Source organism: Sphingomonas sp. FG14 (genome assembly GCF_057809675.1).
This window is the reverse complement of record NZ_JBMDKK010000004.1, coordinates 32,708-50,520: the sequence shown is the minus strand read 5'-3', so window position 1 is coordinate 50,520 and position 17,813 is coordinate 32,708. Positions and strand designations below refer to the sequence as shown.

12 protein-coding genes are annotated in these 17,813 nt (G+C 65.6%); 6 read left to right on the top strand and 6 right to left on the bottom strand.

Annotation, left to right across the window (positions count from 1 at the left end; genetic code table 11):
• Positions 1-11: 11 nt before the first annotated feature.
• From adh to ACODTA_RS15355, 3 genes are all read right to left on the bottom strand, one after another.
• Positions 12-1,529: an aldehyde dehydrogenase gene (gene adh / locus ACODTA_RS15365; protein WP_489067117.1), complete on the bottom strand. Its 1,518-nt coding sequence runs from the start codon at positions 1,527-1,529 to the stop codon at positions 12-14.
• 147 nt (positions 1,530-1,676) lie between these two features.
• Positions 1,677-2,633, bottom strand: a complete 957-nt coding sequence (locus tag ACODTA_RS15360; protein ID WP_489066833.1) for a GAF domain-containing protein — start codon at positions 2,631-2,633, stop codon at positions 1,677-1,679.
• A 63-nt stretch (positions 2,634-2,696) separates the two neighbouring features.
• Positions 2,697-4,298, bottom strand: a complete 1,602-nt coding sequence (locus ACODTA_RS15355) for a serine hydrolase (protein ID WP_489066832.1) — start codon at positions 4,296-4,298, stop codon at positions 2,697-2,699.
• A gap of 131 nt (positions 4,299-4,429) precedes the next feature.
• On the opposite strand from ACODTA_RS15355, the gene ACODTA_RS15350 reads away from it, so the two are divergent.
• The 5 genes from ACODTA_RS15350 to ACODTA_RS15330 all read left to right on the top strand — a co-directional run bounded on the left by ACODTA_RS15350 (position 4,430) and on the right by ACODTA_RS15330 (position 11,224).
• Positions 4,430-6,241, top strand: a complete 1,812-nt coding sequence (locus ACODTA_RS15350) for a DUF885 domain-containing protein (RefSeq protein WP_489066831.1) — start codon at positions 4,430-4,432, stop codon at positions 6,239-6,241.
• Positions 6,242-6,377: 136 nt separating this feature from the next.
• Positions 6,378-7,637: a serine hydrolase domain-containing protein gene (locus tag ACODTA_RS15345; RefSeq protein ID WP_489066830.1), complete on the top strand. Its 1,260-nt coding sequence runs from the start codon at positions 6,378-6,380 to the stop codon at positions 7,635-7,637.
• 64 nt (positions 7,638-7,701) lie between these two features.
• Positions 7,702-8,880 (top strand): dipeptidase, encoded by a 1,179-nt coding sequence (locus ACODTA_RS15340; protein ID WP_489066828.1) that lies wholly within the window; start codon positions 7,702-7,704, stop codon positions 8,878-8,880.
• 158 nt (positions 8,881-9,038) lie between these two features.
• Positions 9,039-9,815 (top strand): SDR family oxidoreductase, encoded by a 777-nt coding sequence (locus tag ACODTA_RS15335; protein ID WP_489066827.1) that lies wholly within the window; start codon positions 9,039-9,041, stop codon positions 9,813-9,815.
• Positions 9,803-11,224 carry an APC family permease gene (locus ACODTA_RS15330; RefSeq protein ID WP_489066826.1) on the top strand — a complete coding sequence of 474 codons (1,422 nt, stop codon included), beginning with the start codon at positions 9,803-9,805 and terminating at the stop codon, positions 11,222-11,224. Before ACODTA_RS15335 ends, ACODTA_RS15330 begins: the two co-directional genes overlap by 13 nt.
• A 21-nt stretch (positions 11,225-11,245) precedes the next feature.
• Here the strand turns inward: ACODTA_RS15330 and ACODTA_RS15325 are convergent, their stop codons facing one another.
• The 3 genes from ACODTA_RS15325 to ACODTA_RS15315 are packed head-to-tail and all read right to left on the bottom strand — an operon-like array spanning position 11,246 to position 14,800.
• Positions 11,246-12,181: a beta-keto acid cleavage family enzyme gene (locus tag ACODTA_RS15325; RefSeq protein ID WP_489066825.1), complete on the bottom strand. Its 936-nt coding sequence runs from the start codon at positions 12,179-12,181 to the stop codon at positions 11,246-11,248.
• Between the two features lie 16 nt (positions 12,182-12,197).
• Entirely contained in the window at positions 12,198-12,941 is a 744-nt protein-coding gene (locus ACODTA_RS15320; RefSeq protein ID WP_489066824.1) for an aspartate/glutamate racemase family protein, read from the bottom strand.
• 8 nt (positions 12,942-12,949) lie between these two features.
• Positions 12,950-14,800, bottom strand: coding sequence for a serine hydrolase domain-containing protein (locus ACODTA_RS15315; protein ID WP_489066823.1), 1,851 nt, complete (start codon positions 14,798-14,800; stop codon positions 12,950-12,952).
• A gap of 104 nt (positions 14,801-14,904) precedes the next feature.
• Here ACODTA_RS15315 and ACODTA_RS15310 point away from each other — a divergent pair, with 104 nt between their 5' ends.
• Complete coding sequence (locus ACODTA_RS15310; protein ID WP_489066822.1) at positions 14,905-17,718, top strand: TonB-dependent receptor domain-containing protein; 2,814 nt, start codon at positions 14,905-14,907, stop codon at positions 17,716-17,718.
• The last annotated feature ends 95 nt before the right edge of the window (positions 17,719-17,813 follow it).

Below are 17,813 nucleotides of genomic sequence, written 5' to 3'. Positions count from 1 at the left end.
GCCCAGGCCGGTCAGAAGAAACCGAGCTTCTTGGGGCTGTAGCTGACCAGCATGTTCTTGGTCTGCTGATAATGGTCGAGCATCATCTTGTGCGTCTCGCGCCCGATCCCCGATTGCTTGTAGCCGCCGAACGCCGCGTGCGCGGGATAGGCGTGGTAGCAGTTGGTCCAGACGCGGCCCGCGCGGATCGCGCGGCCGAAGCGGTAGCAGGTATTGGCGTCGCGGCTCCACACCCCGGCGCCCAGGCCGTAAAGCGTGTCGTTGGCGATCTCGAGCGCCTCCGCCTCGTCCCGGAAGGTCGCGACCGACAGCACCGGCCCGAAAATCTCCTCTTGGAAGATCCTCATGCCGTTATGGCCCTTGAACACGGTCGGCTGCACATAATAGCCGCCCGACAAATCGCCGCCCAGATCGGCGGCGGCGCCGCCGGTCAGCAATTCGGCGCCTTCCTGCTTGCCGATGTCGATATAGCTCAGGATCTTCTCGCACTGTTCGGAGGAGGCCTGCGCGCCGATCATCGTCGCGGGATCGAGCGGATTGCCCTGGATGATCGCCTCGACGCGCTTGAGCGCGCGTTCCATGAAACGGTCGTAGATGCGTTCATGGACGAGAGCGCGACTGGGACAGGTGCAGACCTCGCCCTGGTTGAGCGCGAACATCACGAAGCCCTCGATCGCCTTGTCGAGGAAATCGTCGTCCTCGCGAGCGACATCCTCGAAGAAGATGTTGGGGCTCTTGCCGCCCAGCTCCAGTGTGACCGGGATCAGGTTGGCGCTGGCATATTGCATGATCAGCCGGCCGGTCGAGGTTTCGCCGGTGAAGGCGACCTTGGCGATCCGGTTCGACGAAGCGAGCGGCTTGCCCGCTTCCAGGCCGAAGCCGTTGACGATGTTGAGCACGCCGGGGGGCAACAGATCGCCGATCAGTTCGATCCACACCATGATCGATGCGGGGGTCTGCTCGGCGGGTTTCAGCACCACGCAATTGCCGGCGGCGAGCGCCGGGGCGAGCTTCCATGCCGCCATCAGGATCGGGAAGTTCCAGGGGATGATCTGTGCGACCACGCCCAGCGGCTCGTGGAAATGATAGGCGATCGTGTCCTGGTCGATCTCGCCGATCGATCCTTCCTGGCCGCGGATCGCGCCCGCGAAATAGCGGAAATGGTCGATCGCCAGCGGAATGTCGGCCGCGGTGGTCTCGCGGATCGGCTTGCCATTGTCCCAGGTCTCGGCAAGCGCGAGCGCTGCGAGATTTTCCTCCATCCGATCGGCGATGCGGTTGAGGATCAGCGCGCGCTCTGCAGCGGAAGAGCGGCCCCATGCGTCCTTGGCGGCGTGCGCCGCATCGAGCGCGGCCTCGATATCGGCGGCATCCGATCGTGCGACCTCGCCGACGGGCCTGCCGGTGACGGGCGAGATATTCTCGAAATAGCGTCCGGCTTTCGGCGCGACCCACTGGCCGCCGATATAATTGTCGTAGCGCGCGGCGAAAGGCGCCTTCAGCGCCGATGCGCGATCTTGAACGGGCATATCCATATCGTCCGATCCTCTTCCCAAGACAGTGCCGCTTGCCGGCGTTTGCCGAAAGACTAGAGCCGATCGCACTTGCGACGGAAGCGCGCTGCCGAAACCGCCGGTTCCATCTGTCTCATTATCGAGACAAGCTGGCCATTGCGCCTATGGACGCAGCCCCGCACGCGACATGCGCCGATAAAGCGTCGCGCGGCCGATCCCGAGCAGCTGCGCAGCCTTGCTGGCGTTGCCGCCGGCCTGGGCAAGCGCGCGGCGCAGGACGGCACGGTCGCCATCCTCGAACGACGGCGTCCGCTCGCGCCCCAGCAATTGATCGATCGGGCGCGGATCGGCGAGCATCGCATCGTCCAGACCCAGCTTCAGCCGCGCCGCCCGGCTTGCACCGACCACCAGATCGTCGCGGTCGGCGGCGAGCAAGGCGGTGCCGTGCGCGGGATCGTCTGCCAGGAAGATGATCCGGGCATCTTCGAAATGGCTGCAGAAATAGTCGCGCTCGATTCGCCGGGCAGCGTCGCGGACGAATGCGATGATGATCTCCGCCATCGCCGAACCATGATCGTCGCGGCAGGTGGAGATGTCGAGCGCGGCGACCAGCCGCCCGTGCGGATCATGGACTGGGGCGTCCATGCAGCTGATCCCGATATTGCGGCTCGCGAAATGCTGGTCGCGGTGGATCACCACCGGCCGATCCTCGAACAGGCAGGTGCCGATGCCGTTGGTGCCTTCTTCCGCCTCCGCCCAGCGCGCGCCCATGGCGAGCCCGGCGCGCGAGAATTCGGCATCGTCGCCGGCGCCGATCCGGCGCTCCAGGATCACGCCGTGCGCATCGCTCAGGATGACGCCGCAGCCCGAGCGTCCGACCGATCGGAACATCTGGTCGAGCACGGGATTGGCGACATCCAGCAAGGGACGGTGCGCATCGCGCAGCGTCCGCAGCGACGAAGCATCGATCAGCTCGCGTGCGCGGCGGTCCGTCGGATCGAGCCCATGATGCAGCGCCGATCGGCACCATGATGCCGCCACCGGCGAAACCGCCGCGCTGCTCGCCGAACGCACCGCATCGAACACGATATCGGCATGGGGGGAATCGGTTCGGGTCATCCTTGCTCCGGTGCCGAGGCTGCGCCTGGCTGGCGGCGGAGTCAAACCGTCCATCAACTCAAGCTATGGCACCCGCTTGAACGCATAGCCAGTCGAGAAATCGAACCGGTCCATCTGGCCCTGCGGATCGCGACGGAAATCGACGAAGAAATTGCGCGAGTCCATCTCATAGGGCCAGCGCGGCCGCGCCTTGAACATGTCGTAGTTCCAATGTTCCAGGTCGTAGCGGTCGCGGCCGGCGGCGATCACGAGATGGCCGTTCTCCAGCGTGACGGTGGCGGTGCCGAACGCGCCATTGTCCGCGAAGCGGCCGGTATAGGCGGTGAGCGGCAGCGAGGGGGTGGTGCCCGTCGCGCGCGCGGCGTCGATCGCCTTTTGCGCGGTCTCCGCCTTGGTGCGCTGGCCGGCCGCCTGTGCGCGGAAGCGGCTGCTCCATTGCCGGTCGCCCAGGCCCAGCGCATCGTCGATCGCGGCCTGCACCACCGCGAGCGGCATCAGCGTCTCCTCGGAATTGGCGAGCGCGATCACGGCGATGCCGTCGTCGGGCAGGAACGCCATGCGGCTGCGGAAACCGTCGATGCCGCCGGAATGCGAGATCACCGTGTGGCCGCGATAATCATGGACGTACCAGCCCATGGCATAGCTGCGGAAGCGGATGCGATCCTCGCCATGCCCGGCGACCGTGACCCAGTCGTCACCCGAATAGGCGCCGCGTACCGGCGTCTGCGGTATATGGGTTTCGTGAAGCGCGGCCTGCGGCACCAGCGCCTGTGCACCCTTGCCGCCGTCGGCGAGCTGGAATTGCAGCCACAACGCCATGTCGTGCGCGCTCGAGTTGACGCCGCCCGCCGGTGTCGCGGTTTCGTCCTCGTAACGCCATTCGATCGGCCGCCAGGCTTGCGCTGCGCGCAGGTGCGGAGAGGCGGCATTGGCGTCGGCGCGTGCGGCCAGGCTGTCGGCATTGGTGCGCGTCATGCCCAGCGGCGTCCAGAAACTGGCGGCGGCATAGCGTTCCCAGATGTTGCCGGTGACGCTGGCGACGACCTGGCCGAGCGCCGAATAGCTGTCGGTCGTATAGAGGAATTCCGAACGCAGCGGATGGACCTGGGGCAGGTAGCGGATGCGGCGAACATGGTCGCGCCGGTCGAGGCTCGCGCGGCGGAAGCTATATTCCGAACTGCCGATGCCGCTGCGCATGCTCAGCAGGTCGCGCAGCGTTACTTCATCGGTGTCGCGGTCGCGCGGCATCCGGAACCAGGGCAGATATTGGGTGACGGGCGCGTCCCAGGCGAGCTTGCCTTCGCCGACCAGCTTCGCGACGGTCGCCGACGCGAAGCTCTTGGTGAGCGACGCGATGCCGAACAACGTCTGCGCGTCGACCTTGTCCTTCCCGCCCGCCTTGCGCACGCCATAGCCGCGTTCGTGGACGATGCGTCCGTCACGGACGATCGCGACGGCCAGCCCGGGCTGGTTCCAGTCGCGCATCATCGCCTCCACCCTGGCGTCGAACGCGGCCGCGTCGAACGGAGTGACCTTCTGCCGCTCGGCCTGCGTATTCGGTGACGATTGCGCGAGCGCCATGCCGGGCATCGTCGCGACGGCCAGCGCCAGGCCGATGCGGAACAGGAATCGGGTTTTCCGGACGGTCGCGGAACATGGGATCATATGGGGTGGGCTCCGCGGCTGGGATGGGCGATGGCGAAGACCATGCCCCGACGATGCGATCCGCCGCAAGCGACCTTTGCCGTGCCGCAGGCGGATTGCATTCCGGCGCGGGAAGGCGGAAACCGCAGCCCATGTTGAATCGCCGTTCGTTGCTGTCGCTGCCCGCTGTCGCCCTGCTTGCCGGATGGCCGCGTATCCTGCCCGCCGCCGGCAACGGCATCACCGCCCTGCTTGAGGAGGCGATGCGCCAGGCGCTGCTCTCCTCGCCGCAACTGATGACGATCACGGGGCTCGATACCGGTTCGAACGCCGCCGCGCGCGGCAAGCTCGACGATCGGTCGCAGGCCGGCGCCGATGCGATGCGGCGATTGTTCGCGGAGATGAAGGCGGGGCTCGTCCGCTTCGATCCGGCGACGCTTTCACCCGCCGACTGGGTCAATCATCAGTCCGCTCTGTTCCTCGCCGATACGACCTTGCAAAGCTATGGTTTCGGTTATGGCGATCCCAATGTCGGTGTCGCCATTCCCTATATCGTCTCGCAATTGAGCGGCGCCTATCGCTCGGTACCGTCCTTTCTGGAGAACCAGCATCCGGTAAAGACGGTGGCGGATGCGGAGGCTTATCTCTCGCGTCTCTCCGCCTTCGCGGTCCAGCTCGATCAGGAAAGCGACCGCGCGCGCGCGGATTTCGCCAGAGGCGTGGTGCCGCCCGATTTCGTGCTGCGGACGACCCTGCTTCAGTTGAGCGAGTTGACGCGTGTGCCACCCGAACGGAGCGACATGGTCTCTGCGCTGGTGCGGCGGGCGTCGGCGGCGGGCCTTGCCGGCGACTGGCAGGTGCGCGCCGAACGCATCGTCGCGCGCGAAATCTATCCCGCGCTCCAGCGCCAGGTGGACCTGCTTTCCGGTGCGCTGACGAAGGCGACGGCGGATGCCGGAGTCTGGCGGCTGCCCCAAGGTGAGGCCTATTATCGCTACGCCATCCGCGCGGCGACGACCACCGACCTGGCGGGTGACGAGATCCACCGGATCGGGCTGGAGCGTGTCGCCGAACTGACCGCCGAGGCCGACGCGATCCTGAAGGCGCGGGGGCTGACGCAGGGCAGCGTCGCGCAACGCATCGCAACGCTGCGCCGCGATCCGGCCCAGCTCTATCCCGACAGCGATGCCGGCCGCGCCGCGCTGATCGCCGATCTCCAGCGGATGACCGACGCGATGCTCGCGCGCCTGCCCAGCGCGTTCGGGCATCTGCCCAAGGCGGGCGTCACCATCCAGCGCATGCCCGTCGCGATCGAGGCGGGATCGTCGGGCGCCACCTATCAGCCGCCCAGCCTGGACGGGCAACGGCCCGGGCTGTTCTCGATCAACCTGCGCAACATGGCGGAATGGCCGCGCTTCGACCTGCCGACCCTGGTCTATCACGAGGCGGTGCCGGGCCATCATCTCCAGAATGCGCTCTCGAACGAGGCGGAGGGTCTGCCGACCCTGCGCCGCATGCCGCTCTTCTCCAGCTTCTCCGAAGGATGGGCGCTCTATGCCGAGCAATTGTCCGACGAAATGGGCGCCTATGACGCTGATCCGCTTGGTCGGCTGGGCTATGTCGCCTCGATGATGTTCCGCGCGGCGCGGCTCGTCCTCGATTCGGGGATCCATGCGCGGCGCTGGACCCGCGAGCAGAGCATCGCCTACATGACCGCGACGCTCGGCAACAGCGAGTCCGAGGCGGTGCGCGAAGTGCAGCGCTATTGCGTCCAGCCGGCCCAGGCCTGCAGCTATATGCTCGGCTGGCGCGCCTGGACCGCCGCGCGCACCGAGGCCAAGGCCCGGCTGGGCCCGCGCTTCGACCTGCGCGCCTTCCACGACGAAGGCCTGCTCAAGGGCGCGATGCCGCTCGACGTGCTGATGCGCGTCATGGCCGATTGGCGGGGCGTCGGCACCAGTTGACGGCCGGGAATCATGCCAGCCGCCAAAAGAGCTGGCCTGACGGATCGTCGCTGATAAGCTCCCGGTCGCACCATATGCGGCAAGGGGGAAAGTTTTGCTCACGCGCTTGAGAGGTTCGATTCTCGCGGCTCTATTGATGGTCGGCGCTGCGGTCCCGCTTTCCGCCGCCGCGCCCGTCGCCGGTTCGCAGGCCGGGTCGGGCTTCTCGGCCGAGCGGCTCGAACGGATCGACCGTTTCTATGAGGCAAAGGTCGCGAAGGGCGAGATCTCGGGCATCGTCATACTGATCGCGCGGCACGGCAAGATCGTCCATCTCAAATCGATCGGCCATGCGGACATCGAAAAGTCGCGCGCCATGGCACCCGACACGATCTTCCGCGCCTATTCGATGACCAAGCCGATCGCGGCCACGGCGCTGATGATGCTGTACGAGCGGGGGCATTTCCAGCTCGACGAACCCGTTTCCAGATATATTCCCGAACTCGCCAATCTTCGCGTGCTGAGAACGCCGACATCGCCGCTGGGCGATACGGTGCCGGCGGAACGCGAACCGACGATCCATGATCTTCTGCGTCACACCGCAGGGTTCGGCCATGGCTTCAATCCCAATGCGGTCGATCAGGAATATGTGAAACGGAAGGTCTTCGATCTGGACGTGACCATGGCCGAGATGACCTCGCGGCTGGCCGGCATCCCGCTGCTTTATCAGCCGGGCCGTATCTACAATTACAGCGTTGCGCCCGACATCGAGGCGCGGTTGGTCGAGATCTTCTCCGGCATGCCCTTCGACAGCTTTGTCGAGCGCGAAATCCTCCAGCCGCTCCGCATGGTCGACAGCGGATGGTGGGTGGGGCCGGACCGCGCCGATCGGCTGGCGACGCTTTATTGGAGCAAGGATGGGAAACTGACGCGCAATGACGACGCGCATGCTCCGCCCGCCGACGCCGTGTTCCTGCGTCAGCCCTGGTCGGTCAATAGCTATGCCGTCAACCATCCCCGAAAGGGCGGAAGCTACGGCATGGTGACCACCGCCGGCGATTACTGGCGGTTCGGCCAGATGCTGCTCAACCGGGGAAGCTTCGAGGGTCGGCGATTGCTTGGGCCCCAGACGATCGGCTTCATGACCCGCAATCATCTCGACGACAAGCAGAGGGAGGGGTTCGCCAGGGGGCTTGGCTGGGGCCTGGGCTTCGCCGTCGTCGAGGATTCAGCGGCAGCGGGCTTCATGAGTTCGGCCGGGACATTCTACTGGGCCGGTGCCGCCAACACCCATTTCTGGGTCGATCCCGAAAAGGATCTGGTCGTGGTGGCGCTGGCGCAGGACATGGGCAATCCCGGCAACGCCTCGCTTTGGCCGCAGATCCGAACCCTGGTCTACAGCGCGCTGCTCGATTGACCGTTTGCCCTGGCCGTGACAGTTTTCGAATCGGAAAATTCGACGAACAATTGCGGGGGCCATGATGACCGACCATTCTTCACCCAGGCTGGACCGTCGCCGTTTCGCGCTGGGCGGACTGGCTCTCGCGGGCGGCGCGGGGTTGTTTCCCGGCGCCGCCTGGGCTGCGGATGCGCCTGCCGACAATCCCGGGCCCATCCCGCCGCGCATCAAGGCGCTCTACAGGAATTCTGTCGCTATCGACTGTCTCGCCAGCCCCAATACCTTCAACGTCAATTATCCCGTCGGCGGCAAGGACTTGTCGGCGGAGCAATTGCGCAACGTACGCGCGAGCGGGTTAACCGCCGTCAACATGTCGGTCGGCGGCCCGACGCTTGATCGCACGCGCGAGCGTATCGCCAATATCAAGGAGGATATCGCCCGCCATCCGGACACGCTGATGCTGGTCAAGACCCATGCCGACATCGAGCGCGCCAAGGCGGGCGGCAAGCTCGGCATCATGCTCGGCTTCCAGGGATTGGAATGGATGCAGGACAATCTGAACCTGATCGACGAGTTCGCCGACGCCAATGTCCTGATCATGCAGCTCACCTATAATCAGGAAAGCAGCATCGGGTCGGGATCGCTCTCGCGCGATCCGGCGCCGGGGCTCGAGGCGGTCGGGCGCGAGGCGATCCGGCGGATCACCGCGCGGCGCTCGATCGTCGATCTTTCCCATTCGCATGCGCAGACCGCGCTCGATGCCGCGCGCGAATCGAGCAAGCCGATCATCCTGTCTCACACCGGTTGCCGCGCAGTGTACGATCATCCGCGCAGCCAGCCTGATGAGGTGTTCAGGGCGGTCGCCGCGAAGGGCGGCGTGCTCGGCATCTACATCATGCCGTTCCTGGGCGTCGATACGCTGGGGCCGAGCCGCGCGCTGGTGACGCGCCACATCGTCCACGCCTTGAAGGTGGCGGGCGAGGATCATGTCGGCATCGGCAGCGACACTTCGATCACGCCGATCCTCTACGACGACGGCTATCGCGCCGAACTCAAGCGCTTCATCGCCGGGCGTGCCGGCAACAATATCTCGGCTCCGCTCGAAGACAGCGGCATGCCGTTCAGCACGCCGGGCCTGAACACTCCGCGCCGGCTGGAAGTGATCGCCTGGGATCTGGCGCAGGCCGGCGTCAAGGACGCGGTGATCGCCAAGGTTATCGGCGGCAACTTCAGCCGCGTGTTCGGCGAAGTCTGGGGTTGATGACGGCTCGCCAGATATTCGCCTGATCGAAATCCGTCGATCGGTTCGGATCGAATAGCGGGTCGCTTCCCGCCCCCAGTGCACTGGCTGGATCGTGCCGATCGAAGAACGGGCTTGCCAAGCGCCAATTATTTTATAAAATATTAAAAAAGTGAGGCGTGGTGAAACAGAATTCGGATTGGAAGATCGCGGTCGTCATGGGCGGCGCGGCGAGCGTGGGGCGTGGCATCGCGATCGCGCTGGCGGATCAGGGGTTGAAGGTTTACGTCGCCGATATCGTTGAAACCGATCTCGACGCTCTGGCCGCGACGCGCCCTGATATCGTCTGTAGCAAGGTCGATGCCATCGATCCACAGGCGGTCGGGGCGTTTTTCCGGGAAATCGAGGGGGTCGGCGATACGGTTGATGTCCTGATCAATACCGTGGGCATCGGTGGAGAACCCAAGCCCATCGAGGAAACGACGGTCGTGGAGTGGAACAGGATCATGGCGGGGTCCGCCGGTGCCGCCTTCTACGCGATCAGGCAGGTCGTGCCGGGCATGAAGGCGCGGGGCGGCTGCATCGTCAATTTCTCAAGCTGCTCGACCAAGGTCGGGTTGCCATTGCGCACGCCCTATATCGCCGCGAAATACGCGCTTGAGGGTCTGACCCGCAATCTGGCCCGCGAACTTGGCGCACACGGCATCCGGGTGAATGCGATCCTGCCGGGAGCGATCGACAATGAGCGGTTTCGCTCGATCGTCGCCGCGCGTGCGAAAAACATTGGCCGCCGCATCGATGAGATCGAGGCGGAGCTGCTTTCGTTCGTGTCGATGCGGACCAAGATCGCGATCGAGGAAATCGTCGGGGCCGTCCTTTATCTGATTTCTCCGGCTGCACGTCACGTCACCGGGCAGCTATTGTCCGTCGATGGAAATGTGGAGTGGGAAAGCTGAGTGAGACCGTGCCGCCCGCGCAATCCGGAAGCGGCACGGCGCAGTTCCGTCGCCATATCGGGCGGCTGGGCTATTTCGCGCTGGCGTTCGGCGGGATCGTCGGATCAGGCTGGGTGGTGGTATTGGGCGAATGGCTGGGCGCGGCCGGGCCGGGTGGAGCGGCGCTTGCCTTCGCCGCCGGCGGCCTCGCCATGGCGCTTATCTGCGCCTGCTATGCCGAACTTACGGCGCGCATGCCGCATACGGGCGCGGAATTCGTCTATGTGCGCGCATCATTGGGGCCGATCGCGGGGTTCCTGGTCGGCTGGTTCCTGCTGCTCAACTTCATCGGCCTCGCGGCGTTCGAGGGGACGGCGCTGGTCTGGCTGCTGTCCGCGCTGACGCCGTCGATCGAGGGCGCCAGCCTGTATCATGTGCTTGGCCAGCCGGTCCGCGTCGGCGGGCTGGTGGTGAGCATGGGTGGCATCGTGCTGCTGGCATGGCTGAACGGGCGCGGCAGCGGCGCCACCGTCATCTTCCAGAAGGTCATGACCTACGGTTTCCTGGCGTTCGCGCTGATCCTTGTCGGCCTGGGCCTGTCCCTTGGCGACCTTTCGAATGCGCGGCCGCTGTTCCGGACAGGGCAGGACGGCGCGCCCGCCTGGTCCGGCCTGTTCTGGGTGTTTTCGCTGGGCATCCTGTTCCTCAACGGGTTCCAGGGGGCGGCGCAGGTTGCCGAGGAACGCGCGCATGGGGTCAGCCTGCGCGCGGTGGCGGGAACGATGGTCGCGGCGGTCGCGGCGGCGACGCTCTTCTACATTCTCGTCATCTTCGCGGTGGCGTCTTCCACGCCCTGGCGGGAGACCGTCGCGGCGGGACTGCCGACCGCGCATGCGTTCGGTGCGCTGATCCCGTCCGCGCCCTGGCTTGCCGATGTGGTGATCGTGATCGCCATCGCGTCGCTACTCAAGACCTGGAACGTCATCTTCATCATCGGCGCCCGGCTGGTCGTGGCGTTGGCGCGCGACGGGTTCCTGCCGCCGGTCTTCGCACGATTGAACGCGCGCGGCGCGCCGGCGCTGGCGGTGGCGATCTTCGCGACGGTCGCGGCGCTCGCCGTATTGCTCGGGCCGGGCGCGATCATGCCGATCCTCAACCTGTGCGCAATGTGTCTGGCGGTCACTTTTGTCCTGTTGCTGATCGTGCTGCTGAAGGAACGCGCAGCCGGTGGGCCAGAGCCCGAATTCAGGGTGCCGGGCAACGCGCTGCCGATCGTGATCGCGCTGTTGCTGGTGGTGACGATGGGATCGGTGGCGGCTGTCATGCCGCTGTTGAGGGCCACGGGCATGCCGGTCGAATGGCTGCTGATGGCGGGGTGGGCCACAGCCGGCGCCATGTTGATCCTCTGGTCTCGCGGGGCGCGCCGCTGACGCGCCCCGCGATGCACCATATCAGGCGGCGGTGGTTTTCGCGCCGTTCAGCCCCAGGATCGTGCGGGCCTCCTCGGGGGTCGCCACCGCTTCACCCAGATCCTCAATGATCCGGCGGGCGCGTTCGACCAACTGGCCGTTGGTCGCGAAGACGCCGCGATCGAGATAGAGATTGTCTTCCAGGCCGACGCGGACATTGCCGCCGAGCAGCACTGCCTGCGCCACCATCGGCATCTGTCGGTGGGCCAGCCCGAACCCGGCCCAATGCGCGCCGCTGGGCAGCAGATCGCGCAGATACATCATCGTCGAGGTTTCCGCGGGCGAGGCCCATTTCACGCCGAGCACGAACTGATAGAGCGGCGGATCGTTGATCAGCCCTTCGGCATACATCTGATTGGCGAACAGCACGTCGCCCGCCTGGAACACCTCCATCTCCGGCTTGACCCCGTAAAGCCGGAACAGCTCCGCCATGCGACGCAGCGTGCGCGGGGTGTTCAGATAGACATAGTCGAAATCGCCTTCCACCTGGTTGCCCGTAGTCACGTCGATCGAGGCGATATCGGGCAGGCAGTCGCGTAGATGCTCGGTGCGTCCCTCGGCGGACAGCATGTCGCTTTCGGGAAGGCCATGCGCCTCGTCCTCGGGATCGGGCAGGAACAGCGCGCCCGCGCCGGCGGTGAGGTTGATCAGGATCTCCGTCCCGTTCTGGCGGATGCGGTCGACGGTTTCGCGGAACAGCGCGGGATCGCGGCTGCCATGGCCGGTCTCTGGATCGCGGACATGGATATGCGCGACCGTCGCGCCGGCGGCGGCCGCCTCGGCCACCGTATCCGCGATCTGCGCGGGGGTGATCGGATATTGAAAGGGGTAGCGTGGATTGACCGGCGCATTGCCGCTGACCGCGCAGGTCAGCACGACCTTCCGTTTGGCCGATGGGCGCGAATAACCTGGAATCATGTGTGTTCTCCTGCGTTCAAGGATGGGAAACATGTCGGGTGAAGCCGGAATAGGGCCGGCAGTCCGTGATCAGGCCGAGCCAGCGGACGAGCGCGGTCATGTCGAAAACGGGCAGCCCGGTCGCGGCCTGGATATCGGCGGCGAAGGGCGGCAGTTCCGAACACTGGATCAGGATCGCGCGCACGCCCGGTTCGCGCGCCGCCGCGACGGCGCATTGAACCGTCTCCCGGCGCAGCGCCTCGACATCGGCCATGACGCCGTCGTCGAGCAGCGCGTCGAACACCCGGCGACCGCGCATCGGCGCGACATGGAGCCGTGAGGGATCGCCGATGCCGCATTGTTCGTAGATGCGGGCATTCATCGATTCGCCCACCGCCGGGATCACCGCGATGCGGGCGTCGCGCGGCAGGGCCTGCAACAGGAAGGGCAATTGGGTGAGGATCGACAGGAAAACCGGCACGGGCGCGGTCTCCGACACCCGTTTCTGATAATAAGCGAAGGATCCGCACGCGCCCGCGACCGCGCGGACGCCCTGGCGGGCGAGCGCCTCGACCCCTTCGGACAGCATCGCGGCGATTTGCGGCTCGCCGCGCATCAATGGCCACGGATCGTCCAGATCGATGACATGATAGAGAACCGGCATGTCGAAGCTTTGCGCGTGCTGGACATTGCCGGGCAGCAGCGGGTGGGTGCTGCGCAGGCACAATATCCCGACCGGATAGCCAGCCACGGCACCGCCGCCGCCTATGGAAACAGGCATGTCAGGGGTCATAGAAAATCCCATCTGAGGAGCAGGAGGATGAAGAGCGCGGTGGCGATCGCCGCCGCGATCGCGATGGCCCGGTCGATTCGGTGCGCACCTCGTGCGAGCGCGATGCCGCCGATGATCGTCGCGACGCCGCCAAGTGCCCACAGCGCCTGCGCGGCGCGGAACAGCGGCGGAAAGCCGAACATCACGAAAGGCCCGGCCATCGGCAGGCTGAGCGCTGCGCCGGCGCCCGCGACGATCAGCAGGCCGCCCATGGCGATGGCGGCGGGCAGGGCGTTTCGCATACCTTGCCTGCGCAAGGCGATCGCGCGGATCGTGGCGGCGAAGGACAGGATCGCCAGCAGGGCAAGCAGGAAGGCGAAATCGAAACGCGCGATATGCGCCGATCCGGCGGCGGCGATCTTCGTCGCCGAATGCGCGTTGAAGTGGAGCCCGGACACCCGCCCGCCCGCATCGCGGCGGAAACGCAGCATGTCGCCGTCGACCATGGGCGCGCCCGGAGCCTGGAACAGATCGGGCGCGATCCGCACATAGCGGCGCCCGTTCACGGCGATGCCGTCGCCCTGCATCTCCACCACATATTCGCTCGACGGCAAGAACAGTTCGAAGAAGCGCCCCGAAGCGCTCATGCTCTGGCTGTTGATCCGGTAGATGCCGCCAAGGTCGCGTTCCACCGCGTCAGTCGGTCGCGGCATGTGCGGTGTCGCCAGTGCCGGATGGAAGCGCTTCAGAAAGGCTTCGAACACATTGTTGTCGATCGGCCGGCTGGATGTGTTGCCGACCCAGAGCGCGACGCCCTGTTCCGGCAGGATATACCAACTGCTCTGCGAGGTGATGTAGTCGCCGCCGTGGAGATAGATGGGGGAACCGGCGCGCAGGATGCGGGTCGGCCCCAGGCAGCGGCCGCCAAACATGGGATCGGCCGACCAGCAATCGCGATAGAATGCCGCGATCGCGCTGTCGCCGATCACCTGCCATTCGTCGTGCCGGCCGCCGTTCAGCATCATCACCAGAAAACCGGCCATGTCGTCGGCGGTCATGATCGCGTCGCCGGAAGGACGGGTGCGGGTGTCCGCCGCGGGAAAGGCTATGTTCTTGTCGCCGGTGACAAGCACGCCCCTGGCGATCGGCATGTCCGGCGGCACCGAACTGGGAAAGCCCGCATGCGCCATGCCCAGCGGCCTGAATATCCGTGAGATGATATAGTCTTCATAGCCTTGGCCCGACGCCGTCTCGACGATGCGGCCCAGCAGGGTATAGGCGCCGTTGGTATAGGCGAGATCGTTGCCGGGCGGGCGCAGGCGTCTCGGCGCATTCTCCCGAAGATAGGTTTCGAGCGCGGGATGGTCGCGGCTGTCGCGCAGGCCGCTGCCGACCATCGGGATGTTGCCGATGCCGGCACGGTGCTGAAGCAAGTGGCGGATCGTGATCGGCGCGCCGCCCGCGGGCCGCAGGCGGATGCCGCCGAGATGCTTTTCGATATCGTCGTCGAGCGACAATCGTCCGGCTTCGGCAAGCTGGAGGATCGCGAGCGCCGTGAAGACCTTGGTTTCAGACGCGATGCGGAACAGGTGTCGCCGCGTATCGAGCGGCGTCGCGCCGCTCGCGTCGACGGTGCCGAAGGCGCGTTCGTAGCGGTTTCCCTGCCGATCGACCACGACGATCATCGCGCCCGGCGCGCCGGCACCGGCCAGCCGCCCCCGGACCTCTGTTTCCGCGAAGCTTTCCAGCGCCGCACGGGGAATGCCCGCGACGCTGCCGGTCGGCTGCCCGGCGGGCGCGGCCCGGCCGGCCGTGGCAAGCGCGATGCCGAGCAGGAACAGCAGCAATGGATATCGCGTCGGGCTCATTTGGCACTACGTTGACAAAAAATATTTTATAAAAGATATATTTTGCCATCGCAATCTCGAAATAGGAACGGGAAGGGGCAGCCTTCCCGGCCAGAGGGGGGACCATGAAGATTGAGCAAAGCGTTATCGCGATCCGCCGCCGGACCATCCGCACCGCACGAAATTCCGCCTGCGCCTTCGCGCTGCTCGCCGGATCGCTGATATCCGCCGGGCAGGCCGCCGCGCAGGATGCGGAGGACGCCGAACCGGCGGAGATCACCGTCACCGCCACGCGCGTGAAGACGGGATTCGAGGCACCGACCCCGGTGACCGCGATCGGGCTGGAGGATCTCCAGGCGCGCGGCACCGTCAATGTCGCCGATTTCCTGAACGAGATCCCGTCCTTCACGCCGACGACGACGCCGGCGACCACATCGCTCAGCTCGCGCGAAAACGGCAACAACACGCTGGACCTGCGCGGCATCGGCGCGAATCGCACGCTCGTCCTCGTCAATGGCCGTCGGCATGTGCCGACGGCGAGCGACGGCACCGTCAATCTGAACGTCGTTCCCTCGATCGCGCTCGGCCGCGTCGAAGTGGTGACGGGCGGCGCATCGGCGTCATGGGGATCGGACGCCGTCGCCGGCGTGGTGAACCTGATCACCGACAGGAAGCTCGACGGCGCGCGGCTGGAAGTGCAGCAGGGGATCAGCCAGCGGGGCGATGCGCAGAATCTGCGCGTCGGCGGCGTCATCGGTTCGCAGCTCGCCAATGGCCGCGGCTATCTGATGCTCGCCGCCGAATATCAGCGCGACAAGGGCATCGGCGCGCAAAGCGACCGGAGCTGGGGCCGCAAGCGCTGGGGCCTGATCGGCAATCCCAAGGATACCGGGCCGGCCGACGGCATCCCCGCGCAACTGATCGCGCAGGACGTCAACCTGTTCTTCGCCAATGAGGGCGGGCTCGTGCTCGGCGGGCATCCGGCGATCCACGGCATCCGCTTCGGCCCCGGCGGCACGTTGGCCACCAACAATTTCGGCAGTTTCAACGACGGCAATTCGCAGATCGGCGGCGATGGCGCGAATATGGGCCAATATGCCGATATCTCGGTGCCCTATTCGCGAACCAATGTCTTCGCCGAAGGCAATTACGAGGTCACCGACGATATCTCGCTGTTCTTCGAGGCGGGCTGGGGCCGCACCCGATCGGTTGCCGAGACCGTGCAGAGCTTCGCCTTTCCGGCGCGCATCTCCGCCGACAATCCCTTCATCCCGGCCGCGTTCCGGACGCTGCTGACCGCGAACGGCATCACCGGCTTCAACCTGTTCCGCCTCAACACCGATCTCGGCTTCGTGACGGCGGACACGACCACCGACACCTTTCGCGGCATTTTCGGCGCGCGCGGCGATCTGGGCGCCAAATGGTCGTGGGAAGCCTATTATGAATATGGCCAGAGCAAGTTCGATTCCCGCCAGCTCAACAATCTGATCACCGCCAATTTCGCCAATGCCGTCGATGTCGTCAAAGATCCGGTGACCGGCGCGCCGGTGTGCCGTGCGACGCTGACCGGCGGAGCGCCGGGGTGCCAGCCGCTCAATCCGTTCGGCTATGGTTCCCCCAGCCAGGCGGCGATCGATTATGTGAACGCAACCGGACTGCTTCAGTCTCGCCTGACCCAGCAGGTGGTTTCAGGATCGGTCACCGGCGAATTGTTCGATCTGGGCGCCGGGCCCGTGGCCTTCGCCGCCGGCGCCGAATATCGCCGCGAGAAGGTGCGTTCGTCGGCGGACGAGACGTCGCTCAACAACGGCTTCCTCATCGTCAACGCGCAGCCCGTCAATGGCGGCTATCGCGTCGCCGAAGGGTTCGCCGAACTCGCCGCGCCGCTGGTTTCCGGCCAGCCGGGCCTCGAACTGCTCGAAGTCAACGGCGCGGTGCGGGTGACCGACTATTCGACGACGGGTTCGGTGGTGACGTGGAAGGCCGGCGCGAACTGGAGCCCGGTTCGCGATCTCCGTTTCCGCGGCACGATCTCTCGCGACATCCGTGCGCCCAATATCGGCGAATTGTTCGCGACCACGCGGCTGTCGTTCGCGAACGTGCTCGATCCTGTGAAGGGCGCCAACACCTTCACGCCGATCATCACTGGCGGCAACACCAATCTTGGCGTCGAACGGGCCGACAGCAAGACCTTCGGCGCGATATTCCAGCCGGGTTGGGCGCACGGATTGAAGCTCTCGGTCGATTATTACGACATCAAGATCAAGGACGCGATCAACTCGCTCGCCGCGCAGGAAGCGGTGAACCTTTGCGCCCAGGGTTATTCGGATGTCTGCTCGACGATCACCCGTGACGCCACTGGAACGATCACCCGGATCAGCGCGCAACTGATCAACGTCGCCAGCCTGCGGACGAAGGGACTCGATTTCGAACTCAGCTATCGCGTGCCCGAATCCTCCTGGCTGTCGCTGGGCGGCCGGGTGACCGCGCGCGTCCTGGCGACGCATGTGATGGACAAGGAATTTTCCCCCAATGGCGCCGTCGTCTTCGAGCGCGCGGGAGAGGTCAATCCCAATGCCGATATCTCGCTGAGCGTGCCGCACTGGCGGGGCACCGCGAGCCTGAACTACGATCGCGGGGCGTTTTCGGGTTTTCTGCAGACCCGTTATGTCGGCCCCGCCAATTACGACAACAGCTTCACCGCCGAAGACATCAACGACAACAGCGTTTCCTCGCGCTGGTATTTCAATATCGGCGGCCGCTATGGCATCAAGCTCGGCGACGACAAATCGATGGAACTGTTCGCAGGCATGAACAACGTCTTCGATCGCAAGCCCCCGCCGGTGCCGCTGAACTTCCTGAGCCCGCTGGCGACCAATCCCATCTTTTATGATGTGGTCGGACGGTATGTCTTTGCCGGCGTGCGCACGGCATTCTAGAAATCCGCCCGGCAAGGGCCTAGAGCGGGCTGCGCGATTTTTTTGAATCGCGCGGCCCGCAAGGCGCTTGTGTCCGCAGATGATTTCACCTGCCT